Source organism: Shewanella woodyi ATCC 51908, from assembly GCF_000019525.1.
GTDB classification, from domain to species: domain Bacteria; phylum Pseudomonadota; class Gammaproteobacteria; order Enterobacterales; family Shewanellaceae; genus Shewanella; species Shewanella woodyi.
On sequence record NC_010506.1, the window covers coordinates 4,908,146 to 4,927,752 of the forward strand.

At 42.1% G+C, this 19,607-nt stretch carries 22 protein-coding genes; 6 read left to right on the forward strand and 16 right to left on the reverse strand.

Annotated features, from left to right (window positions below):
* Positions 1-1,545, forward strand: a complete 1,545-nt coding sequence (locus SWOO_RS20690; protein ID WP_012326618.1) for a PH domain-containing protein — start codon at positions 1-3, stop codon at positions 1,543-1,545.
* A 59-nt stretch (positions 1,546-1,604) separates the two neighbouring features.
* Positions 1,605-2,183 carry a DUF924 family protein gene (locus SWOO_RS20695; protein WP_012326619.1) on the forward strand — a complete coding sequence of 193 codons (579 nt, stop codon included), beginning with the start codon at positions 1,605-1,607 and terminating at the stop codon, positions 2,181-2,183.
* Between the two features lie 174 nt (positions 2,184-2,357).
* Here SWOO_RS20695 and SWOO_RS20700 read toward each other — a convergent pair whose 3' ends face one another.
* The 3 genes from SWOO_RS20700 to SWOO_RS20710 all read right to left on the reverse strand — a co-directional run bounded on the left by SWOO_RS20700 (position 2,358) and on the right by SWOO_RS20710 (position 4,941).
* The gene (locus tag SWOO_RS20700; protein WP_012326620.1) at positions 2,358-2,546 is read right to left on the reverse strand and encodes a hypothetical protein; all 189 of its coding nucleotides are present in this window, start codon (positions 2,544-2,546) and stop codon (positions 2,358-2,360) included.
* A 31-nt stretch (positions 2,547-2,577) separates the two neighbouring features.
* Positions 2,578-3,153, reverse strand: coding sequence for a pyridoxamine 5'-phosphate oxidase family protein (locus SWOO_RS20705; RefSeq protein WP_012326621.1), 576 nt, complete (start codon positions 3,151-3,153; stop codon positions 2,578-2,580).
* Positions 3,154-3,264: 111 nt separating this feature from the next.
* Positions 3,265-4,941, reverse strand: coding sequence for an AMP-binding protein (locus tag SWOO_RS20710; RefSeq protein WP_012326622.1), 1,677 nt, complete (start codon positions 4,939-4,941; stop codon positions 3,265-3,267).
* Between the two features lie 167 nt (positions 4,942-5,108).
* Between SWOO_RS20710 and SWOO_RS20715 the strand changes: the two genes are divergently transcribed.
* Both SWOO_RS20715 and SWOO_RS20720 read left to right on the forward strand, forming a co-directional pair.
* Positions 5,109-6,623, forward strand: coding sequence for an amidase (locus SWOO_RS20715; RefSeq protein ID WP_012326623.1), 1,515 nt, complete (start codon positions 5,109-5,111; stop codon positions 6,621-6,623).
* 196 nt (positions 6,624-6,819) lie between these two features.
* Positions 6,820-8,976, forward strand: coding sequence for a TonB-dependent receptor (locus SWOO_RS20720; RefSeq protein WP_195742825.1), 2,157 nt, complete (start codon positions 6,820-6,822; stop codon positions 8,974-8,976).
* 118 nt (positions 8,977-9,094) lie between these two features.
* Here SWOO_RS20720 and SWOO_RS20725 read toward each other — a convergent pair whose 3' ends face one another.
* Entirely contained in the window at positions 9,095-10,168 is a 1,074-nt protein-coding gene (locus SWOO_RS20725) for a substrate-binding domain-containing protein (RefSeq protein ID WP_012326625.1), read from the reverse strand.
* A gap of 190 nt (positions 10,169-10,358) precedes the next feature.
* Between SWOO_RS20725 and SWOO_RS20730 the strand changes: the two genes are divergently transcribed.
* Positions 10,359-10,811, forward strand: coding sequence for a MarR family winged helix-turn-helix transcriptional regulator (locus SWOO_RS20730; protein WP_012326626.1), 453 nt, complete (start codon positions 10,359-10,361; stop codon positions 10,809-10,811).
* A 194-nt stretch (positions 10,812-11,005) separates the two neighbouring features.
* Here SWOO_RS20730 and SWOO_RS20735 read toward each other — a convergent pair whose 3' ends face one another.
* From SWOO_RS20735 to SWOO_RS20760, 6 genes are all read right to left on the reverse strand, one after another.
* Positions 11,006-11,851: a DUF6999 family protein gene (locus SWOO_RS20735; RefSeq protein WP_012326627.1), complete on the reverse strand. Its 846-nt coding sequence runs from the start codon at positions 11,849-11,851 to the stop codon at positions 11,006-11,008.
* Positions 11,844-12,527, reverse strand: coding sequence for an iron-containing redox enzyme family protein (locus tag SWOO_RS20740; protein WP_012326628.1), 684 nt, complete (start codon positions 12,525-12,527; stop codon positions 11,844-11,846). Before SWOO_RS20740 ends, SWOO_RS20735 begins: the two co-directional genes overlap by 8 nt.
* A 3-nt stretch (positions 12,528-12,530) precedes the next feature.
* Positions 12,531-13,637 carry a beta-ketoacyl-ACP synthase III gene (locus tag SWOO_RS20745; RefSeq protein ID WP_012326629.1) on the reverse strand — a complete coding sequence of 369 codons (1,107 nt, stop codon included), beginning with the start codon at positions 13,635-13,637 and terminating at the stop codon, positions 12,531-12,533.
* Complete coding sequence (locus SWOO_RS20750) at positions 13,634-14,200, reverse strand: hypothetical protein (RefSeq protein WP_012326630.1); 567 nt, start codon at positions 14,198-14,200, stop codon at positions 13,634-13,636. The genes SWOO_RS20745 and SWOO_RS20750 overlap by 4 nt, the downstream gene beginning before the upstream one ends.
* A 145-nt stretch (positions 14,201-14,345) precedes the next feature.
* The gene (locus SWOO_RS20755) at positions 14,346-15,215 is read right to left on the reverse strand and encodes an AraC family transcriptional regulator (RefSeq protein ID WP_012326631.1); all 870 of its coding nucleotides are present in this window, start codon (positions 15,213-15,215) and stop codon (positions 14,346-14,348) included.
* Between the two features lie 140 nt (positions 15,216-15,355).
* Positions 15,356-15,682, reverse strand: coding sequence for a DUF1330 domain-containing protein (locus SWOO_RS20760; protein ID WP_012326632.1), 327 nt, complete (start codon positions 15,680-15,682; stop codon positions 15,356-15,358).
* A 173-nt stretch (positions 15,683-15,855) separates the two neighbouring features.
* On the opposite strand from SWOO_RS20760, the gene SWOO_RS20765 reads away from it, so the two are divergent.
* Positions 15,856-16,548: a winged helix-turn-helix transcriptional regulator gene (locus SWOO_RS20765; RefSeq protein WP_012326633.1), complete on the forward strand. Its 693-nt coding sequence runs from the start codon at positions 15,856-15,858 to the stop codon at positions 16,546-16,548.
* Positions 16,549-16,611: 63 nt separating this feature from the next.
* On the opposite strand, the gene SWOO_RS20770 is transcribed toward SWOO_RS20765, so the two are convergent.
* The 6 genes from SWOO_RS20770 to SWOO_RS20795 all read right to left on the reverse strand — a co-directional run bounded on the left by SWOO_RS20770 (position 16,612) and on the right by SWOO_RS20795 (position 19,491).
* Positions 16,612-17,016 carry a carboxymuconolactone decarboxylase family protein gene (locus SWOO_RS20770; protein ID WP_012326634.1) on the reverse strand — a complete coding sequence of 135 codons (405 nt, stop codon included), beginning with the start codon at positions 17,014-17,016 and terminating at the stop codon, positions 16,612-16,614.
* A 57-nt stretch (positions 17,017-17,073) separates the two neighbouring features.
* Positions 17,074-17,430, reverse strand: coding sequence for a MerR family transcriptional regulator (locus SWOO_RS20775; protein WP_041418322.1), 357 nt, complete (start codon positions 17,428-17,430; stop codon positions 17,074-17,076).
* Positions 17,431-17,567: 137 nt separating this feature from the next.
* Complete coding sequence (locus tag SWOO_RS20780) at positions 17,568-17,909, reverse strand: hypothetical protein (RefSeq protein ID WP_012326636.1); 342 nt, start codon at positions 17,907-17,909, stop codon at positions 17,568-17,570.
* Between the two features lie 223 nt (positions 17,910-18,132).
* Entirely contained in the window at positions 18,133-18,621 is a 489-nt protein-coding gene (locus SWOO_RS20785; RefSeq protein ID WP_012326637.1) for a gamma-glutamylcyclotransferase family protein, read from the reverse strand.
* Between the two features lie 43 nt (positions 18,622-18,664).
* Entirely contained in the window at positions 18,665-19,009 is a 345-nt protein-coding gene (locus SWOO_RS20790) for a hypothetical protein (RefSeq protein WP_012326638.1), read from the reverse strand.
* Positions 19,010-19,053: 44 nt separating this feature from the next.
* Positions 19,054-19,491: a hypothetical protein gene (locus SWOO_RS20795; RefSeq protein ID WP_041417814.1), complete on the reverse strand. Its 438-nt coding sequence runs from the start codon at positions 19,489-19,491 to the stop codon at positions 19,054-19,056.
* Positions 19,492-19,607 lie beyond the last annotated feature (116 nt).

Consider the following 19,607-nt stretch of genomic DNA (forward strand, 5'->3'; position numbering starts at 1 on the left):
ATGTCAGACCAAACATCCAGGTGGGCAGGGCTCTCTGCCTGGTCTATTATCAGCTATAGCTTTAGCACTATTCGGCAAGTGTTGACTAATGGCTATGCCATCATCCCCTTCGTTTATACAGGTTGGCAAACAGGCTTTAACTCCCCTTGGCTTATCATAGCGATAGTTGGCGCTATCTTGGCTGTTTTTACCTACGCCACAGTACAGTGGGCCATGTTTCGTTATCGCCTCTATGAGGACAAACTCGATGTTCGCCACGGGCTGATATTTAAGAAAGCCAATGAGATCCCCCTCAGTAAAATACAGAATGTTCGTCTCGAACAACCTCTCTACTTCAGGCCGATGGGACTTTATAGCTTAGTGGTGGAAACCGCAGGTTCCAAAGAGGATGAAGCGATACTGGCAGCGGTTAGCTATCAAAGAGCCATAGAGATAAAACAGCATCTGGTCGGAGAAAGGACTAATATTCAACAAAAAGTTGGCTCCCCATTAACTGAAACAGAAAACCAGCAAGTACAAGGAACTGTTCAAGGCTCGGCCCTAGAGCAGGCCCAAGAACAAACATTAGTGACGAAAGGAATTAAGGATCTACTACTGTTTGGTTTATATCAAAACAACCTCTTCTGGTTTTCCATTATTGCAGGTCCCATCTTAAGCCAATTAGATTGGAGTGATATCGCCGATACTCAATTGGCTCAAAGTTCACTGCAATGGTACAACCAAGCCACAAGCAGCAGCCTACTTTACCAAGTGCTCATCATCACACTACTCATTATCGGCTTCTACCTACTGCTATCGCTAATCTCTATGGCTGCAGCCGTACTGAAATATTACCCATACCATTTAGGGTTACACAGCAAAACACTCCATAGAACCGGTGGTGTGATTGCAAAACAAAATGATGCTTTAGCCCTTCATAGGGTCCAAGTGACACGTTTCTCACAACCCCTAATTGGCCGCTTACTAAAGCTGTGGACACTTCATTTTAAGCAAGTTCAAGGCACTGAGATTGAGCAAAAAGCTAAAAAGCATATGTTGATCCCCAGCATGAACCGAGCACAGATCTCCGAGTTAATGCCTCAGATTGATGAATCAGGCACTAAGGCGCAACGACTACCTACACATTACAACCCCATCCATTTTGGTTGGTATTGGCGCAGAGCGTTACTGCCACTTCTTATCCCTCTGGTCAACACCATTGGGGTAGGGCTCAACCCTATGACAGAGGTGATGTGGGCAATTGGGCTCGCTGTGAGCTTGGCTATCTACCTTAGATACCGTCAATGGGGCTACCGATTAATCGAGAATACTTGTTGGATACATAATGGTGTATTGGGGCAATCTTGGTATCAGGTTCCACTTATCAAAGTGCAACATGTTGCGATAACGCAAACATCTGGCCAACGCAAGCGTGGAACCGCCACGTTAGAGTTAGGGCTGGCTAGCGGAACACAAACCATCCCCTACATGCCAGTTGAGGATGCAAGAGAGATAGCCGAACTTACACTTGTAATTACCAGTAAAGATCCCAATAACTGGATATAGAGTTATAAAGCCTAGAACCGAAGCCCAAAAATCTAAGCTTAAAATAGAGGAGAATTATCTTGAGTAGTAAGGAACACGTATCCCTGCAAGCAGAGAATATCACCCCAGACACCATTATTAATTTCTGGTTTAAAGAGATTGATCCTAAATGCCACTGGGTTAAAGATACAGACTTTGATCAACAACTCCGCAGCTGTTTCGGCCCACTACTGGAGCAAGCCAAAGCTGGCGAACTCTACCACTGGCGTGCGACCCCCCAAGGCCGCTTAGCTGAGATAATTGTATTAGATCAGTTCTCCCGTAACATCTACCGTGATACCCCCCAAGCTTTTGAAGCAGATCCAATGGCATTAGTCTTAGCCCAAGAAGCCGTCGCATTTAAGGTAGATCAAGAGATTAACCCAACATATGTTCCTTTTCTGTTTATGCCCTATATGCACAGTGAATCAGCCAAGATACATGAAATAGCCATGGTGCTATTTAAACGTGAAGCTGCACAGGTAAGCTTAAGCTTTGAAGAGAGGCATAAGGCGATCATCGACCGCTTTGGTCGTTATCCCCATAGAAATGAGATCCTTGGACGCTCCTCAACAGCTGATGAGTTAGAGTTTTTGTCTGAACCTGGGTCGTCATTCTAGTAATAAAGAGCAGATTTGTCCGATAACAAACAAGTGATCTCTTCGATTAGACTTTACTATCAAAAAGTTTAGCGGCCCTATTTTTATCGGTTTAAATTTTTACATGGGCCGTTAATCGCTTTTAAGCATAACCATACTGAAGCTTGTAAGTACTATTAATGAATTTCTTACACCCTATGTTACAGATAACTCTATTAAAAGAGTAAATGACACCAGATTACCAAATAGATCTGTGTTCGCAGTAACAGAGATTATTTCGTGGCCTTCGCCTTCCATCTCTTCGATTTGAGCGTTTAGCAGTGTTAAATCGACATCCCCAAAAAACCTATTTGTTCTTTTATTAAAAATAACAACTTTACGCATATTTAAACTCCATCTCTTATGCTCATCAATATTAAGAATCGCTACTGTTTTGCTTTATGCCTGCTCGCTGAACAATCTCAGTATCGAAGCCATCGATGCTCTTTTGGTTTCTTTTAACCCAGTACTTTTCGATCCCCTCAGTCCCATGTTTATCTGACCACTTTGCTAAATCGTCTCGGTCGCTTTCAAAGGTAAAATAGGGAACAGACATGCCACATGAAGATTGCACTAAAGTGATATCTAGTACAAAGATTTGACGAGCGGCGACACTCTCAGGAAAGAGTTTTGCATATTGCTCCCATTCGGCATCGTTAACGTGCAGTACTTCAGCTTGACCATAAGTGCGTAGAATGAGTGGTGAGCCTTCAAATGCACAAAACATAATAGTCATTCGGGGATCTTGCAGTACATGAGAAGCCGATTCATTGCCGCTACCGGTTAGGTTTAACCAAGCAATTTTGCTGGAGCTAATCACTCGTAATGAGTCGCCCCCTTTCGGTGATAGATTCACACAACCAGTTTGAGCTGCGGTAGCGACAAAATAGATCTTTTGCTTCTCAATAAACTCAATGTGTTTACTTGAGAGCTCTGCAAATTGCTTTCCCATAAAATAAAACTCCCTGTAAAGCTTTGAAAAAAGTCATAAGACTATACAACCTTTAACACTACCTATCATCGTTAATAAATAACATACCGAGATGTAATTTAACTTAGCAGGCTAATGTCGTTTCTCCATCATATCTCGCATCACAAATTTCTGTATTTTTCCTGTAACTGTCATCGGAAATTTGGTCACAAAAGAGATATGTTCAGGGATCTTAAAATGACTAATACTGTCCTTACAGAAATCTTGAACCTCCTGTACCGTCAATGATCTATCCTTCTTACATATTATCCATGCGCACACACTTTCCCCATACTTATCATCCTTTATACCGAAGACTTGTACATCTAAAATGGTCGGGTGCGTATATAAAAAGTTTTCGATCTCTCTAGGATAAATGTTCTCACCACCACGAATAATCATGTCCTTCATACGTCCGGTGACTTTTAGGTAATTGTCGTTATCCATCTCACCTAAATCACCTGAGTGCAGCCAACCATCTTGGCTGATTGTCTCTTTGGTTTTTTGCTCATCTTCCCAGTAACCTTTCATCACGGCATAGCCACGAATACAGATCTCCCCTTCCACGCCTATTGGCACAGTCTCCCCATTTTGATTAACCAGCTTTACCTCTAAACCAGGCCCAATTTTCCCCACGGTTGTAACCCGTTTCTCAATCGCATCATCGATACCCGTCATGTGACTAACAGGGCTAGTTTCAGTTTGTCCGTAGGCGATAAGTATATGTTTCATATTCATATCACCGATAACTTTCTTGATAGTCTCTATTGGGCATAATGCCCCCGCCATAATCCCCGTACGTAAACTCGTCAAATCATATGCGTTAAACTCTGGCTCATTTAAAATGGCGATAAACATGGTTGGGACGCCATGAAGCGCGGTACATCGGTATTCATCTATCGCCTCTAAACAAGCAATAGGGTCAAATGAGTCACTGGGAAATACCGCACTACAGCCGTGGGTAATGCAGGCTAAGTTTCCCATTACCATGCCAAAACAGTGATATAGCGGCACAGGAATACATAGCTTATCATCGTAAGTTAAGCGCATTTTTTCGCCGACTTGAAAGCCATTATTCAAAATACTACTGTGAGTCAAGGTTGCTCCTTTAGGCTCTCCCGTTGTACCACTGGTAAACTGAATATTAATGGCATCATCAGGAGAAAGACGCTGACCAATGCTATTAACTTTTTCAATCAATTCATCAGTGCAGTAATCACTCACCTCATCGAAACCAAACATACCAGAACGGCTTTTATCGCCCATCTGAATAACACTTTTCAACAATGGGAAGTTTTCAGAAGTAAGCTCTCCAGGCGAACATAACTTAAGTTCTGGCACTATGGTTTCAATCATTTCTAAGTAATCGGAAGATTTGAAGTTTGTAGCGGTGATCAATACTTTACAGCCAACTTTCTTTAGCGAATATGACAGTTCAGAGATCCTATATGCCGGATTGATGCACACCAATACAGCACCGATTTTTGCAGTGGCAAACTGAGCAATACACCATTCAATACAGTTAGGGGCCCAAATAGCAACTCTATCACCGGGTTTAACATTAAGCTGTAGCAATCCCGCGGCGAACTGAGTCACCTTTTGGTGATACAGCCTGTAGTTCCAAGAGATATTTTGATGTTTAACAACAATGGCTTGCGCATTAGGATGTTGTGAAGCGATACAATCAAAAGTCTGCCCAATAGTGCCATTGATAAACACTGCGTCCCCCTCCCCCTCTTTGTAACTTTGTCTTGTTAAGTCCTGCTCCATTTGTCACCCCTTCAACTATCCAGCAAATTTATAACTTATAAAAATAGTATGTAAAACGCAATAATTTATTCTGAAAGTAGAATATACGCAAAGATAATATACAGCTTGACATTATTACCATCCCCCCTATACGTTAATATTTCGAACTTAGACTCAGGAGAACAACAATGGCAATTACAGGCCCGACAATAACCGAGTTAAATTTGATCGCTAAAAGCCTCTGTATGGATTTATCAGACTCAGATTTAGAATTACACCTGTCGTTATTACAACCAAACCTTGCAGCTTATGAACTCATCGACTCACTTCCCGATAACGTCCCTTTTGTCACTCATCCTCGAACAAGCGGCTATGAGCCAGATCTCGAACAAAATGAACTGAATGCTTGGCATAGAAAGGTATCAATTAAAGGAGAAAAGTCTGGCTTATTAGCTGGATACAAAGTTGTTTTAAAGGATAATATTTTTCTTGCTGGAGTACCGATGAACAATGGAGCATCAACATTGCAAGGATATATTCCTGAATATGATGCAACGGTAGTAAGTAGGATCCTCAACGCTGGGGGCGAAATTGTTGGTAAAGCCCACTGTGAATATTTCTGCTTATCCGGTGGAAGTCACACCAACAGCAAGCACTCAGTCAAGAACCCATACAATCCGCTGCATTCTAGTGGCGGCTCCTCCTCTGGCTGTGGCGCCTTAGTTGGAGCAGGGGAAGTGGAGATGGCAATAGGCTGTGATCAAGGGGGATCCATTAGAATTCCCGCCTCTTGGTCTGGTTGTGTTGGCATGAAACCCACCTGGGGTCTAGTTCCTTACAGTGGAATAATGCCTATTGAAAATACCATCGATAATGCTGGGCCTATCACCAATAATGTGGAAAACAACGCTAAATTATTACAAGCCATAGCGGGTCATGATGGCCTAGATCCAAGGCAATATCGGCAGGGAGTCGATGATTATCTTACCAGTTTAAAGTCCAATATAAACGATCTTAAAATCGGCATATTAACTGATGGATTTAACCGTCCAGAATCAGAAGAAGACGTCGATAAAGCAGTGTTAGATGCCATACAAGTGCTTTCAAAACTTGGCGCCAGTATTGATGAAGTATCCACCCCTTGGCATAACATTGGACAATCTATTTGGCTAGCTGTGGCACTTGAAGGCTTAACCGACCAGATGATGCTAGGCAATGGCATGGGGCGTGGCTGGAAAGGCTTGCACAGCACCAGCTTAATTGACCGCCATTCAAGCTGGCGTATGCGAGCTAATGAACTACCAAATAATCTAAAGTCTTGCCTACTCACCGGCCAGTACATGCTTGAGAAATATAATGGCCACTTCTATGCAAAAGCACAGAACCTAAGCCGCCGTTTAACCGATGAATATGACAAGCTTCTGTCACATTTTGACATCTTAATCATGCCAACTACCCCCATGAAAGCAACACCAATCCCGACTGCTGACGATGATGAGGCTCTGCATGTGCAGCGAGCCTTTGAAATGATAGGTAACACCAGTCCATTTGATACCACTGGCCACCCGGCATTATCTATACCCTGCGGAATACGAAACGGTTTACCCGTTGGAATGATGTTAGTTGGCAATCATTTTGATGAAGCAACCCTGTACCGGGCTGCACAAGCCTATGAGCAAAGTACAGATTGGAAGGCCGTTTAGTTCCTCAGAGACTAAAGGTTCAATTTTTATCGCTCGTTATTCTAACAATAAACAACTAAAAGGAATGATTAATATTATGAATCGATTAATAAATATAACTCTAATAATCTCAATCTCTTCCGTTACACTCCCAGTGCTAAGCAATGACTCGGAAATAGAAGTTATTGAAGTAAGAGCTCAAAAAAGAGTACAGCCTTTGCAAAAAGTCGGCATCACTATGGCCGCATTTGGGGAGGAACAGCTAAAAGAGTTAGGTGTAACCGACGTAGTTAATGTCGCTGCAAATGTGTCAAATGTTCAAGTCAACTACGGTCTAGGCAATAACTTTTTCAACATACGAGGATTAGGGCTAAACGAGTTTACCTCTAACCTAGATGCACCAGTTGCAGTTCATGTAGATGAAGTTTATATGAGCAAGGGCTTTATGACGGGAATGACACTATTTGATATTGAACATGTAGAAGTCCTTAAAGGCCCACAGGGGGATCTTTTTGGTCGCAATACCACAGGTGGGGCCGTTAACTTTTTTACTAACAAACCTACATCCTACTTTGAGGCTGGAGTCAGTGTTGGATATGATAACTATGACACCTTAACCACAGAAAACTTTATCTCTGGCCCTTTGTCTGACAACCTTTCTGGACGATTGTCCATGTATATAACAGAGCAAGGTGAGGGCTATTACTACAACACCAATCGCCAAGACGATGAAGGGGCCGTAAAAGAGAAAGCCGTTCGTGGCCAACTCTTATGGGAAAATGATGACGGAACATCTGCTCTATTGTCAATGCACTATGGTAAGGATAAATCTGAACTTCATCCCTATGAAGGGGTAGGCAATACCTTACCCGATGGAAGTGGTTTTTGCCCTGCTTACTTAGATGGAACCGTGCAAGGGGATAATGCCAATTGCTTACGAGGTTTAGATCTTATTTTCAATCCAGGCCAAGATATTAGTCAGTACTACCCAGGAGAAAGTGATCCCTATATCACTCAAAATAACCTGAGCTTTACCGTCGATAATGAAAGCATAGGCGGGTTAGTCAGAATAGAGCATCAACTTGATAATGCTACCCTCTCCTCTATCACCGCCTATGAGCAATTCAGTCAAGATCAACGTGAAGACTCAGATGGTAGCCCTGTGACCTCTGTTGAAGTTTATTGGTTCACCGAATTTAAGCAGTTTACTCAGGAGATCAGGTTGTCATCAGATTTTGATCATAACAACTGGAACTACATTGTTGGATTATTCTATGAACATGATGACTTCGATAACGCAGATTATTTAACGGCATATTTACCGTTCAATGGACTCAACAATTACTCAAAGTACAACCAAAAAGTCGATGCAGTAGCTGCATTTGCACATATAGAAAATGAGTTAACGGAAGATTTAAGATTAATTAGTGGCGTTCGATACAGTTGGGAACAAACTAGCTTAACAGGGGGAACTTATAAAGGTGAGGGGCTGAAATCAATAGGAGGGGAAGAGCAACCTGTCACCATCACGGGAGTTGCATCTACCGCAGCAAACCTTAGCGATGGCGGCCAACGAACCGATGAAAACGTCACATTTAAAGCTGGGTTAGAGTGGTCACCTCAAGAAGATGTACTCTATTATGGCTCAATCTCTACAGGGTTTAGAAGCGGTGGCTACAGTGTGGCTTTTGCTGCAACACAAGATGAACTCACCAGTTTAGAGCCCGAAGAGATCACCGCTTATGAGATCGGATTTAAATCTACACTAGCCGATAGGAGCTTACAATTTAACGGTTCAATTTTCCGTTATGACTTCCAAAATGGTCATATTGATGTTGATGCGCCTAACTCTCCGGTACCAATTACCATTAATGCTGCTGAAATTGAAACAATCGGAGCAGAGATTGATCTTCAGTGGGTACCCATTGATGGGTTAAAACTCAGTTCAGGTGTTGGTTGGGTCGATGCAGAATTAAAAAGCGAGTTAACCTTACAAACAGGTATTGGGGAAGTTCAACTACAGGGGAATCGTCCTGCATTTAATCCTAAATACACCTACAATGGGCAGGCACGCTATGTGTGGGAGCTACACGATGGTTATGATCTGATTTTTGCCAGTGATTGGAGCTGGAGAGATGAGCAATATCTCGAAGTGAATAACCAACCTAGTAATTTAATTGACGACTATTGGATCGTAAATGCACGTATTGCACTGGAGTCAACCGAAAATGATTGGCGTATCTCTTTATGGGGAAAAAATATCACTGACACTCAGTACGTGACTTACCTCAATGATCTGCCAGCATTTGGTTGGTTACTTCGTGGTTATGGTGCTCCATCGACCTACGGCGCAACATTTGAAATGAAGTTCTAACGACAAATTCCCCCCAAAAACACCAAACAGTATTAAATACCGTTAAGCAGTAATTTACGGTATTTTTTTAGTTATATGAATTAGGAATAAAGGAGTAAAAAGAGAACAAAGAAAACCATTAATAACCAATACGATGCAAAGGTACAAATCTATTATCTTTCGCTTGGACAATAAACACATCTGCCTGTACATTTTTATTTAATAAGGTTATCTCACCTCTTGGACTGTGAAAGTTAACTGCCGACATCGATGTTTTTTCTATATCGTGAGTCTGTAAGGATTGACTACGCTGCGCAAGGTCAGCCAACAACATGATCCCTTCATAACTCGAAACACTGATCTGATTAAGCCCAGGTGCCAAATCACCAAAGTTATTATAATAAAGCTTATTAAAGTTTTGAGCTTCGTTAGTTTTTAAGCCTTCGAAATAGCCCATTGATGAAAATAAATTACGACTATTTTCACTACCAACCGCATACAACATGTTCTCTTCGATCGCACCACAATATCGGATGATTTGGCTATCTAACCCTCGCTGAGCAAACTGTCGATTAAAATCAATGGCTCCTTCACCAAGTAAATTAATAAACACAACATCAGGTTTGCTCTGCTCTATACGCTCAAGTGTACTAGAAAAGTCCTTGCATTTCAGTGGCAACAGTTCATTCGCGACTACCTCTCTATGTCTGGAATACAAAAAATCGATAGCAGAGGAATGGGTTTTAGCTGGCCAAATATAGTCACTCCCCACAAAAAACCAACGTTGAGATGTGACATTGGAGCAGAGCCAATCTAAAGTCGGCAACACACTTTGCTCAGTGGTGAGCCCTGTAAGGTACATGCCAGTACCTTGATCACCGCCCTCATACATAGGGGTATAGATGTAAGGCACCTTACCTTTAATGGCATTGGCAACCTCTTTACGAACATCACTGGTGTGAGTACCAACTAAAGCAGATAGTTGACCAGAATTCACCTTAGCAGAGACCTCTTTGACCACGTTACTAGGCTTGAGACTGGCATCAATAAACTCTAGTTCAACCTTACAATCGAGTATCCCACGGTAGCTATTCAATTCTGCAGCGGCCAATATAGAGCAGGCTTCACAAGAGTTCCCCCAAAGCCCTATGGGACCACTAAAGGGCAACAGTACACCAATGTTGACGGTTTGATTATCTATTTTTTTATGCAAATTATACCGCCATAGCTAGCAGAGAGTACCGTTATACAACCCTATGAGCCGATGACCCACAGTGAATTGCTCACTTTATATACTGTATTGGATTGATAGCTATTGTTCAATAAATTATAATCCTTTATAGTTTATTCCAGATATAGAATATCTTATTGTGAAGTTAAAAACTGATTCAAAGGGTCAATAAATGAGTCCTACTGCAGGTAATTTAAAGTCAGAGCTAGCTAAACTTTTAGTTCAAAATGAACGTCTTTTAGACAAAAAACTAGAGTCAGCCTTACAGCAAAGAAAAAAAACGCTTGGTAATGTGCAGTGGCGAATACTCACCAATCTTATTGAAGCCAGCGAAGGCTTAAGCATGAAAGACCTATCTCTATTGACCCACACCAACGATTCAACCCTGACGAAAGTGGTTGATAAGCTTGTCAACGACAGCTTGGTATATCGTCGACCTCATCCAAAAGACAGACGAAAAATACTTATCATCAGCAGCAGTAAAGGTAAGGCACTCCATGCCAAGCTAGAAAGTGATGTGAATCAATGCTATGAAAAAATGTTTGAGCCACTATCAGCACAACAGATGAAGTCTTTACAGAATATTTTACAGACACTAAACAATGAAGGTTCTCTGACTCTGTAGATATCACAAAGCGATCTCAAACCGGAGATAGATACCCGTGCTCAACTCATGTCCATCGACTTCAGAGCTACTGATATCAAACCTGAAATTCTCAACGGATATAGACTTAAGATTTTCATAAATAATCCCAAACGTCTGATTCTTGATCACAGACGATAATCCTATTTATGCTAAGCGATGACTCATTGAGCAATTTAATCTTCATTTGAAGTCGACATAGCATCATTTCGTATCGATTCTAGCTCAGCATAAAGATACTCAGTAAAGAAACCATGCATCAGAAAACGTTGACTTAAATTCCAAGGGCCAACGAGGTAGTGTGGGTATTTGTTGTAGGCCATCTCCACTATCTCAGGCTTACCGATAATACGACCGATGCGGATTGCGATAGATTGATCTAAGTTAAAACCGTTGATCGCATCTCGATATTCGTCCCGCTTAAGTAAAAAACAAAAAAGGCACATAAACAGCGCGTGAGCAGTTTCAAAGTCAATAACTTGAGTTAGCTTTCTATCAAGTTCAAATGCCTTCATATCTATCTTTTGCCAGTGCTTCCATTTCAGCTTTGTACGCGCAATTTTCTGAGCATCTTTTGCATCTCCCAAATGATAAAAGGCATCAAATAGCTCTTGATCATGCTTCACAAAGGTATCTCGAATCATGTCGTCGACACACTTTGGGTACAGATCAACAACCACCTCTTTGCCGCTGTTTTCGGCTAAAAAGTTAATCACATTAGACTCGGTTGAGAAGTGCCTAAGGATTAACAAATTGGCTTCAGGCGAAACGAGATTTTTGCAGAACCAGCAGATCATCTTTTGCAGTAATGAATGCCCACTAAACTGAGGGAGCGGCAACCTTTTGAAGAACCAAGTTAAGTGCAGCAAAATAGCAAAAAGGAACTGTAATATTGGCCTCAACGTCCAACGAAATGGGTTATCCAGATCTTTAACCCAGAGATCAACCGCGGCTTTTTCAATCGGTAGTGAGTTGTCGCTCCCTATCGCTCGTATAAATGCACTCTGCTCTTTATTAGACATGGTCAACCTCCTCCAATTGAAGAATATAGAGCCTAGCAACCACTTTCGCGGTTCGCTCAATCGCTTTTATTGCTCCATCATCAACAGCAACACGATCCACCAGCTTGTAGAGTTCCTCAAGATGATGTTCATCATTTTCACCGTGATAACGCATAAATTGGGTCGCCTCTTTGGGTAGCTCAAGCTGCTCCTCAACCAGCTGGGCCCATTTGCTTGCCATCTTGTTGCCAAGCCCCTCAATGATCCACATGGCACCAATGAGATCCACAGGGTTCTCTTGGCTCGCTCGATACATCAAAAAGCCGTGCAGCGCCTCTGAGCCAATATTCTTACTGCTATTTTGGATCACATCGATGTCGCCACCAACAGCAACATAATCGCTCTCCAACATAAGAAAATCTTTATGTTCATCTTTGGCATGGCCAATCACAATTGAGCGAACATCGGCATACTCTCGGTTAAAGCTCGATGCACAACGGGTGATCCAGCGTGAGCCCTCTATCACCTGCTGACGTAGGTTTAACAGCAGTTTTTGGTAATCTTCATGGCTCAAGCGGCCCTGCTCTAAACGTTTAACAATAGGGGCCTTAGATAGCGCCAGATCAAAATCAAACCAGACTTTAAGTAATGACTGAAGACAAGTTTGGCCAGAGGTTGTTAATACATGTGCAGTCATGATCTACTCCACTACCGTTAAATGCATATAAGCACAATTAAATCGGCCACTTTCAGGCACCATACAAAACAGGGTTTCACCAACAGATAAATCCTGTGTCGCGAGAAACTCATCCAACATAATAAAAATAGACGCGCAGCCCGTATTTCCCCTTTCATACAGGTTTGTGTACCACTTCTTCTCAGGGATCTGCACTCCAGCAACCTCAAGCATCTCAACGATTTTGCTTTTAAAGTAGGCCGATGAAAAATGACATAGCACATGATCTATCTCAGGCACTTTGAACATCCCATCTTGTAATAGCTTTAAGAAGCCATTGACTCCGACCGAGACAATATTATCGAGTAGGCGAACATCTTGACGTAGCAGCAAGGCCCCCGCTTGCTCAGCCTCACTGTACGTTGGAAAGTCTTGCCAGCTTTTAGTGGCATTTTTAGGCATCCCCACCGACATACACACTGGGTATACATCCGCATGAGAAAAGCTTTTAATCCAATCAATTCTTAAGCTTTTTCCTGTTTTTCTTGGTTGGTTCTCAAGTAACAAGGCCCCAGCACCATCAGACAACATCCAACGCAAAAATTCAGCATTGAAGTCTATCTCGTTCCCCTCAACTTGCTCATAACGAGTATGTTTAAACAGGCGGGAGGCTAATTCACTGGCGATAACTAAAGCGTTAGCAGACTCCTGCGCCTTAATATTGGTATAAGCCGATTTAAGTGCCATCATGCTGCTGGAGCAGATCCCATGACTCGTCTGTAACTCAACAGAAGGGATATCTAACTCAGCTTGCACCATGCTGCCAAAGCCAGGTAACACCAGATCCCCTTGGCTGGTCGCCACACTGAGCATCTCTATCTGATGAGGCGAAATATAGCTAGCATCTAAACACTTAATCCCAGCATGTGCGGCCATTTCGCTGTTTGATATTTGCGTCTCTTGCTGTTGATTAATCGCATAATGGCGCGTTTTTATGCCATTAGATTGCAATATTTTATGTTTAAGCCGGCTTTTTTTTCCATTTACCAAGCCTAAAATATCTTCTATCTCATCATTATCAATCGGCGGCCCCGGCAGGTAATGCCCTGTACTGTTAATGTAAACATTCACTTTATTGCCCTCGATTTAATGGTCACTCGAATACATCGAATATTTTCCTCAATGTAGGGAAATACACAGACAATCGACATGAAGCTTAAATAGGTCAGCAGATAACCGCTGCCGCCATGTGGGGTCTCCACAGGCACAAGCGACATATTCCCTTCCCAATTAAAGGTGACTAAGTTTATGAATTGTGGCCAGTTAATAATAATGATAGTGATTAACATATACATGGGAAGTGTCCCAAGATAGTTATGAGCATGCATCTCCCAGATCGAAATCTCTCTCTTTGGAGAGGCATATCTCACATCAGCGTGGGCAACGATCTCGTGCAGTATCCAAGTCAAAAAGCAGATAATTAAGATGAGGACGTTAACCATATACAGCAGACATAACACCATGGGGATAGCGATTTGAATCCCCATTAATGAGTGCATTAGGGTCTCTTTAACCCCTGAAGTGTGCTCTATTTTTGTTGCTCTATGACAAAACCAATCTGCTAATCCCGCAATGCCCCATATTGGCAATAACATAAAAAGCAAAAAGTTAATCAGTAGCTGTGACGTATCCATGTCACCGTTTCCTTAAGCGTTTATTCCAACCTTGTTAGACACGTTAACATCCCTATATCAATTTGTAAGTGAAAAATCATTAATCTCCATGCCCATAAGATCATGGAAAGTAGAGTTAACTCAATTAATTAAATCTCAAATTTAATTAATTTAGGGGCAGATAGATATCCGTGATGAGTTCATGCTCAGCCACTTCTGGGAAGAAGTTCTGATAATGAAAGAAACAGGGGAAGTCGCGAAGAGACTCACCACTTTTGGGTAACCATTGACCATAAAGGTAATGCACCTTGGCATCCAGAGCATCATGGGAACCATGATGACGGATCACAGCGCAACGCCCTTGAGGTATCACTTTATTAAGCACACCATGGCTGTTATCTGGTACTTCATGCAGTACCGAGCCACAGATATCAAACCTAAAATCCTCAGCCGGTACAGATTTAGGATCTTCATAGATCATGCCGAATGTTTGGCTTTTGCTCACTGGTGATAAACCTGTCTGTTTACGCCAAGCGATAAACTTTGCCGCAGACTCATTGACCAGCTCAGGTGCACCACGGTGCTCAAAAACGGCAATTCTAGTCTCTGCAAAATTGACCAATTCAACCTTTTGATCTTTACCCATCTTTTTTACTCCAAAGTGATATTTCTCATTCCATTCCAGCCATTTTGGCTGGCTGCGAAATTCAGTAGGAGATTGGTCAAACGCCTTCTTAAATGCCCGAGCAAAAGACTCTGGGTAATCAAACTTAGCGTCTAAGGCGATATCGATAATCTTGGCCTCACGGTCGAAATAGAGCCGGTATGATGCCCTCTTTAATCGTAAAAGCTGGATATATTTAGCTATGCCTATACCGAGGTAATCTGAAAACTGACGGTGAAAATGAAACTTAGAAAAACCTGCAAAATCACTCAGGTGATCGACTGTTAGCTCCTCGTCTAGATTTGCATAGATATAATCACAAACCCTGTCCATCACTCTGATGTAATTATCTAGCTCTCCATTAGCTTGCATATCTTCCCTTATCTGTTTTCATTAACCACTTATTATTGGGATACTCCTGTGTAGCATATCCCCTACTGAATTGTTAGCCAGTATCTAGGGGATTTAAAACGCTTTCCTGACCAAAGTTGCTCAATTGTCGAATATCTCGGTCATCCCTTACTTAAGTAGGGGATGGTGCCTGCAAGATCTGTATCATCGATAAGTTGAAAGCGACTTTCACTACCTGAAACTCTAGCGCGGCGATAGGGGGCATATTCAGGATCAGATAAAAACGCCTGTACCGATGCTTCGGTTGGGAATGCTAGCAAAGCGATGAGTGTTGTCTCCAACGGTTTTCCCTCAAGGGTTTTCACATTACCGCTGCGAGACAGGTACTTACCTCCATGTCGATGCACGATCTCATGCACTGAGGCGGCATACTCCGGCACCCAAATATCCTCAGTAATTTTGATATCTGCGATCACGTATACAGTCATGTTCTCTCCTTAATTAATGTTAACTATGCTCGATTGCTACACCTCTCAGCTTGCCGATAACAAAACATCCTAGATAGTCCAAAAACTGGACTTGAGCAGTACAATTTCCGTACTAGTGTTTGTAAATGGCCTTTGCTAGTCTTTTGGTTAACCCCCACCTCTTGGAAATCGCGATGAGTCAACCTGGTTATAAACAGTTTTGCCCAGTTGCCATGGCTGCAGAAGTACTATGTACTAGGTGGACTATGGTGCTGATTAGAGAGTTAGTTGCGGGTACGAATCGCTTTAATGAACTACGCCGAGGGGTGCCAAAGATGTCCCCCACTCTTCTATCTCAAAGGCTAAAAGAGCTTGAAACTGCTGGAATTTTGGAGAAAAAAGAACATAGCTCCGAGAAAGGCATATTTGAGTATCATTTAACTAAAGCCGGCAAAGATCTCTACCCTGTGGTTGAAGCTATGGGTAACTGGGGACAGAAATGGGTCGAATCTCAGATCTCCCTAAAGAATCTAGACCCCTCGTTACTCATGTGGGATATGCGTAGAAACTTAGACCCAAGTCCCCTGCCAACAAAACAAACGGTCATTCAGTTTCTGTACCCTGAACTCTCCAGATCTAAGCAGCGTTGGTGGCTGGTTATCGAGCCCAAAGGCGATGTCGATCTCTGCTGGGCCGACCCTGGCTTTGATATCGATCTCTATGTCACCACAGACCTTCGCACAATGACAGCAATCTGGATGGGACTAACCACGGTCAAGCGTGAAAGTGAGCAGATGAAACTAATCGGTGCCAAAGAGATCGCATCATCGATGCAAATCTGGCTGGGGCTAAGCCCATTTGCAGCGCAGAAAAAGCTGGTGCCTTAAGATGCAATAAACTGTTACTAGCTTTATTGCCAAAAGTCTTCTTTTCAACTTAATATTTAGTATCTAAGTATCAAGGTCATTGCTTGGTTGAATTGCTTTACTCTCTTGAAGTACCTCTTTAAATGCGAACATGCCATTTAATGCTGCGGGGAAGCCTGCATAAACTGTCATCTGTAATAGTACTTCTTTAATCTCATCTTCTGTGCAGCCGACATTTAAAGCCGCATTAAGGTGTACTTTCAGTTGAGGTTTACAATGACCTAATGCCGTTAAGGCGGCAATGGTGGCTATCTCTCTGGACTTTAAATCTAGAGCTGGCCGTGAATATATATCCCCGAAGGGATATTCAATGGTGAATTTAGCCAGATCGGGACAGATATCTTGCAGACTTTCGATGACATTATGACCTGCCTCACCATCGATTTTAGACAGCTGCTCTAGACCTACTGTAAATCTTGAGTTTTCCATAAATGTTCTCCTTTGTGTAATGAAAAGGAGACCTTACAACTTAGAGTTAACTCTAAGTCAACTCACTTTATTCAATTCATATAAACCAATCTTATCCTCTAGGGCTGCGAGATGATTTTGCTGTAGCTCAATATGAGACTTTAAACACTCTCTATGTTGTTCAAGTAGCTTCTGACGCTCTTTAACCGTATCCGAACCTAATGCTCGTAACTTGGCATATTCCAAAATGTTGCTCAAAGGCATACCAGTGTCTTTCAGACGAATAACAAAATTAATCCAATCCAGATCTCTGCTGGTGTAATCTCGATGACCACTAATATTGCGTTGGACGTTGTTGAGTAGGCCAATTTTTTCATAATAACGCAGTGTATGTGCTGACAGACCTGCTCGCTCAGAGAATTTTTTCATATTCATAACGTTAGCCATTTAATATTCTTCAATGTGGGAGCCTTCAGTGAGTGAGATGAACTACCTGAACTTTGATATTCATAATGATGCCAAACTGATTGGTATACAGAAAACGCAGCCACCAGTTTGATTATCTACAACGACTAAGATTTGTTAGGTTTTTGTCGACTAATCACCTTTCCATCTCTATCTCTCCAACCCTCTATCTCAGGGGTTGATAGTAAGAAAGAGTGAAATGTTAAAATACCAATCGTTCTTCTAATACGTTCAGCCCAAACTAAACCGGCAATGAATCCGATCCCTGAGGCGAAATATAGAATGGTGAATGAAGTGTCTTCACCTTGGATATCGATGAAAATTAAACTGGCTATCGAAAGAATGGCCATAGGGGATAGGACTATTTGAACATATAACCATCCGACAAGTATAAAACCTTGTCCGTACATGTACCATTCAAGTGGTTTCAATAAAGTGAACTTGGACATTCTACAAACCTTCCATGAGTAGAGTAGATAAACCAAAGAGTTATAATCTCTTTTTGTTTAACATGTCCCATCAACACCTTTCTGCTTACATATGAAAACGAATAATAGAGGTTAGATAAATGCCAAAGGACTAGATCAATTTATCTTTATTCACTTACAGATGTAAATAAGTAAACCCACCTACAACTGAAAAATAGCTAGCAACATGAGAAACTAACCACAATTAGTAAACTCCCCGCTCCAGTTTATCCCTAAGCAAGTCTTCATCTTCAATCGATTCTGTGGTTTGAATCAACTCAAGGTATGAGGTTGGTAGTTGGCTCTCGATTGCACCTATGATGACGTGGTTGAGATACCATGAGTAAGGTTTAAGTGATGGCAAAATATTAAGGGCGTAGTATGTGATTGCCTCATGCTCTTCACCAGCAGCACTCACAACCTTGACCACTTTCTCACCGTAGCCAACTCCCAGACTCTCGGCGAGATCCAGAGAGGGCTTTTCCAGTTCATCTATCTCGAAAAGAGCACCGAAAACTTGTGATTGAGGCTCACCTGTTTGGTAGGCATCACACTTACCTGAGCCATCTCTGCCTAGCTTATGAAAACGCAGTTCATGGCCAGTTAAAATAAATGTGCCGATCCGTTTCGCGCTAGGGGTTCGCGCTTTTAACCTGGCAATCGACATGTTTGAGCCATATGCGAAGTATTTCATCTTTTTGAATTCCTAAGATATCTAAAAGATATCCTAATCAATACTAAGCAAGGTCGCTAACATCACATAAGGTGCGTTTAGATTTGGTATAGGGATCTTCGCACTCAAAGCTAACGTGGCGCTTGATATCTTTAATATCGATATCGATTGAGGAGAGTGCTAATTTTATTAATTGATAGAGGTACTCATCATGTTGAGCCGATTTTGCACTGCTAAGCTCTGAGCTTGAACCAAATACACAAGTTATCTGAATAGAGCCAGCCACGTTGCCATAATGGACTCTATGGGTCAGCCACTCAAAGCCCTCAACGTTCTCCAGTGCGGTTTCACACACCTGAGTCAAGGCCTCTCTGATATTATGCTCAATCTTCTTGTCTGACTTTTTCATTACTATTTAATCGAGTAATCTTCGAAATAACACTCTGCTCGATATTACTCTGACCCCTCCTGTTTTGCCTTCTCTTCATATAATTTTATAAGCATTCCCGATAGTTGCAAGATTTCCGCATTAATCATCTCTCGTTTCTTCTGTGCAACCTCTGATTTATCTCCCTGCAGACCCTTCAAATCCTGCTTGAGCTGCTCTATCCGCTCTTTAATTCGCTCGATCTGCTTATCTATTATAGATGAAGACTCAGCTTCACTCTTCTCTGCGGCTTCAGCGCCCCTATCTTTAAGCTGCACCATCGCGCTGCCAACATCTAATTTTTCTGCCGTTTTGCCGGCTTGTGAGATAGATGCAGTGTCAGCGGTACTTACCTGAGCCGAGGTTTTATCCAGTGAGCCCCTATCCAATTTGGGGGTGATATATCCCTCAGACACAGATCTTGTCTCTGGCTTTAATGAGGTACTGAATCCATTTATGTTCACAACTCCCCCTATTGCAGTCATTACTCTCAAGGTATTTTTATCAAAAGCAGATGCCACATACCCATAACTTAAGCAAACGTATCAATACGTATCGGCATATACCCACTTATCGGCTA

Bases quoted from the DNA above. Each gene is read 5' to 3' on its own strand.
- SWOO_RS20690 (WP_012326618.1), top strand. From the start codon at position 1: ATGTCAGACCAAACATCCAGGTGGGCAGGGCTCTCTGCCTGGTCTATT.
- SWOO_RS20700 (WP_012326620.1), bottom strand. From the start codon at position 2,546: ATGCGTAAAGTTGTTATTTTTAATAAAAGAACAAATAGGTTTTTTGGG.
- SWOO_RS20705 (WP_012326621.1), bottom strand. From the start codon at position 3,153: ATGGGAAAGCAATTTGCAGAGCTCTCAAGTAAACACATTGAGTTTATT.
- SWOO_RS20710 (WP_012326622.1), bottom strand. From the start codon at position 4,941: ATGGAGCAGGACTTAACAAGACAAAGTTACAAAGAGGGGGAGGGGGAC.
- SWOO_RS20715 (WP_012326623.1), top strand. From the start codon at position 5,109: ATGGCAATTACAGGCCCGACAATAACCGAGTTAAATTTGATCGCTAAA.
- SWOO_RS20730 (WP_012326626.1), top strand. From the start codon at position 10,359: ATGAGTCCTACTGCAGGTAATTTAAAGTCAGAGCTAGCTAAACTTTTA.
- SWOO_RS20735 (WP_012326627.1), bottom strand. From the start codon at position 11,851: ATGTCTAATAAAGAGCAGAGTGCATTTATACGAGCGATAGGGAGCGAC.
- SWOO_RS20740 (WP_012326628.1), bottom strand. From the start codon at position 12,527: ATGACTGCACATGTATTAACAACCTCTGGCCAAACTTGTCTTCAGTCA.
- SWOO_RS20750 (WP_012326630.1), bottom strand. From the start codon at position 14,200: ATGGATACGTCACAGCTACTGATTAACTTTTTGCTTTTTATGTTATTG.
- SWOO_RS20755 (WP_012326631.1), bottom strand. From the start codon at position 15,215: ATGCAAGCTAATGGAGAGCTAGATAATTACATCAGAGTGATGGACAGG.
- SWOO_RS20760 (WP_012326632.1), bottom strand. From the start codon at position 15,682: ATGACTGTATACGTGATCGCAGATATCAAAATTACTGAGGATATTTGG.
- SWOO_RS20765 (WP_012326633.1), top strand. From the start codon at position 15,856: ATGAGTCAACCTGGTTATAAACAGTTTTGCCCAGTTGCCATGGCTGCA.
- SWOO_RS20770 (WP_012326634.1), bottom strand. From the start codon at position 17,016: ATGGAAAACTCAAGATTTACAGTAGGTCTAGAGCAGCTGTCTAAAATC.
- SWOO_RS20775 (WP_041418322.1), bottom strand. From the start codon at position 17,430: ATGAATATGAAAAAATTCTCTGAGCGAGCAGGTCTGTCAGCACATACA.
- SWOO_RS20780 (WP_012326636.1), bottom strand. From the start codon at position 17,909: ATGTCCAAGTTCACTTTATTGAAACCACTTGAATGGTACATGTACGGA.
- SWOO_RS20785 (WP_012326637.1), bottom strand. From the start codon at position 18,621: ATGAAATACTTCGCATATGGCTCAAACATGTCGATTGCCAGGTTAAAA.
- SWOO_RS20790 (WP_012326638.1), bottom strand. From the start codon at position 19,009: ATGAAAAAGTCAGACAAGAAGATTGAGCATAATATCAGAGAGGCCTTG.